The organism is Rhodoblastus acidophilus (assembly GCF_900187365.1).
In the GTDB taxonomy this organism is placed as follows: Bacteria; Pseudomonadota; Alphaproteobacteria; order Rhizobiales; family Beijerinckiaceae; genus Rhodoblastus; species Rhodoblastus acidophilus.
Genome location: NZ_FYDG01000055.1, coordinates 1 through 2,475, shown reverse-complemented (window position 1 = coordinate 2,475; position 2,475 = coordinate 1). Strand labels below are relative to the sequence as shown.

2 protein-coding genes and 2 pseudogenes are annotated in these 2,475 nt (G+C 64.4%); all 4 read right to left on the bottom strand.

What is annotated here, in order from left to right; genetic code table 11:
* Positions 1 to 249: pseudogene (locus tag CFB24_RS24140) on the bottom strand (hypothetical protein); the annotation flags it as partial.
* A 73-nt stretch (positions 250 to 322) separates the two neighbouring features.
* Entirely contained in the window at positions 323 to 790 is a 468-nt protein-coding gene (locus CFB24_RS22135; protein WP_088522774.1) for a beta/alpha barrel domain-containing protein, read from the bottom strand.
* Positions 762 to 1,817, bottom strand: a pseudogene (locus CFB24_RS22130) (acetyl-CoA carboxylase biotin carboxylase subunit); the annotation flags it as partial. The pseudogene CFB24_RS22130 and the gene CFB24_RS22135, both read right to left, overlap by 29 nt.
* Positions 1,747 to 2,379, bottom strand: coding sequence for a cadherin-like domain-containing protein (locus CFB24_RS22125; protein ID WP_146610648.1), 633 nt, complete (start codon positions 2,377 to 2,379; stop codon positions 1,747 to 1,749). The pseudogene CFB24_RS22130 and the gene CFB24_RS22125, both read right to left, overlap by 71 nt.
* Positions 2,380 to 2,475: the final 96 nt, after the last annotated feature.

Here is a 2,475-nt window from a genome sequence, read left to right as displayed (position 1 = left end):
GCCACCCGCTACGACAAGCGAGCCGACAACTTCCTCGCAGGCGTCAAGCTCGCCGCCTTTCGCATATGGTGCCGGTTTAATGAGTCGATGGCCTAGGGCCAGCGCCAGCCACAGCTTTCCGTAAGTCTGCGCCGAGACCGGCTCTTGCGCCCAGTTCATCAGACCGGCCGCCGCGAGCGCGCCCTCCGTCGGCAAGCCGCGCCGCCGCAATGAATCGAGCGCCTCTTCCACAAAGGACGCGGAGATCATGCGTCGTTCCACCCATCCCTCCAAAAATTTCGCCCTCGCCGCGACGGAACGCGCGATGGCCGGGCGCAGGCGGCTAAGGCGATGTTTTCGCGGCGATGGCGCGCGCCACGCGCGAGGCGGGCGCGCGACCGAGCGCCTCGCTGATCCACAGCGCGCAATCGACCAAGGCCTCGAGGTCGATGCCGGTCTCGACGCCCATGCGACCGAACAGCCAAACCAGATCTTCCGTCGCCACATTGCCAGACGCGCCCTTGGCGTGGGGGCAGCCGCCGAGTCCCCCCACGGAGGAATCGAACGTCGCCACGCCCATTTCCCAGGCGGCGACGACATTGGCGACCGCCATGCCGTAGGTGTCGTGGAAATGGCCGGCCAGCGCGGACATCGGGATGTCCTGGAAAACCTCGATCAGCTTTTTGACTGCGGTTGGGACGCCCAGGCCGACCGTGTCGCCAAGGCTGATTTCATAGCAGCCCATGTCCAGCAGCGTCTTTGCGACATCGGCTACGGCGCGCGGCGCGATGTCGCCTTGGTAAGGACACATGCGCGCCCTCAAGCGGCGTGCTGAGATGCAGCAGCTTTCCGGTCGAGGGCAAAAAACCCTTGGACGGGTCTTCGGCATAGATGCGCGCTTCGATCGCATGGCCGTTGGCGACGAGTTGGTCCTGGCTGAGCGGCAGACGCTCGCCATCGGCGACGCGCAGCTGCCATTCGACCAGATCGAGTCCGGTGATCATTTCGGTGACGGGATGCTCGACCTGGAGGCGCGCGTTCATCTCCATGAAATAGAAGGCGCCATCCGGCGCGACGATGAATTCCACCGTGCCGGCGCCGACATAGTTTACGGCCCGCGCCGCTTCCACCGCCGCCTGGCCCATCGCCGCCCGGCGCGCCTCGCTCAGACCGGGCGCGGGCGCCTCCTCCAGCACCTTCTGGTGGCGGCGCTGCACGGAGCAGTCGCGCTCGAACAGATAGACGTAATCGCCTTGCGTATCGCCAAAAATCTGGATTTCGACATGGCGGGGCCGCGTCACATAGCGTTCGATCAGGACATGGGCGTCGCCGAAGGCGGCGCGCGCTTCCCGCTGGCACGATTCCAGTTCGCCAAAAAAGTCTTCTCTTCTTTCGACGCGGCGCATGCCCTTGCCGCCGCCGCCCGCCGCCGCCTTGATCAGCGCCGGATAGCCAATGTTGTCGGCTTCCCGGCGCAGACGTTCAGGGTCCTGGTCGTCGCCGTGGTAGCCGGGGGTCAGCGGCACGCCCGCCGCCTGCATCAGCTTTTTCGCCTCGGATTTCGAGCCCATGGCGTGGATCGCCGCGGCCGGCGGGCCGACAAAGACGAGGCCCGCCTCCGCGCAGGCGCGGCAAAAGGCTTCGTTTTCCGACAGGAAGCCATGGCCTGGGTGAAGCGCCTGGGCGCCGGCGCGTTTGGCCGCCGCAATGATTTTTTCGACGACGAGATAGGAGTCGCGCGCCGCCGCCGGGCCGATGCAAATGGCTTCATCGGCAAGACGAACATGGCGGGCGTTGGCGTCGGCCTCCGAGAACACGGCGACGGTGCGCACGCCCATCGTCGGCGATCAGTTCGAGCGTGACTTCGCCATAATGACCCTTCGGCGGCGTCCCACTGAGCGTCAGGGTCTGGCGGTCGAAACGCAGCCATGCCGGCAGCGCCGCGCCATTGAGGCCCTGAACGTCGACCAGCAGCGCATCTTCATCGACGTCGGCAAACACGCTGTTTGCGAGTGTGATCGAGAAGCTCTGCTCCTCGTCGGTTTGGAGGAGAGGAACCTCGCCGATGGTTGGCGCGTGATTGACATGGGCTATGTCGAGATTGACCCGCGCCGTCGCTGTGCGGCCGGTAGAATCGACGATGCGATAGTCAAACCAAGCCTTGCCATCGGTATGGAGGTCGGGCGTGACCACGAGATGGCCGGAGCCGTCGTCCGTCGCTGTGACATGGTAGGCGTCCACGACCCCATCGAACGAAAGCGCCTGCGAGTCGAGATCGAAATCGTTGGCGAGCAGATCCTTGACAGAGACGGTCAGCGGCAGGTCTTCCACCATGGCGAACGCGTCGTCGAGGCCATGGATCTCGTTGTCGCCAATATTGCCGCCGGCGATTTGCAGCATTTGCTCGATATCGGCGACTGTGAGGTAGTTCGGATGATCCGAGGTGTTGTCGTAAAAAACAAATTTCTCGACCAGATTGTCGAGATTGAGCTGAAC

Excerpts from the sequence above, each read along its gene's own strand:
- CFB24_RS22135 (WP_088522774.1), bottom strand. The coding sequence starts at position 790 with ATGTGTCCTTACCAAGGCGACATCGCGCCGCGCGCCGTAGCCGATGTC.
- CFB24_RS22125 (WP_146610648.1), bottom strand. The coding sequence starts at position 2,379 with ATGCTGCAAATCGCCGGCGGCAATATTGGCGACAACGAGATCCATGGC.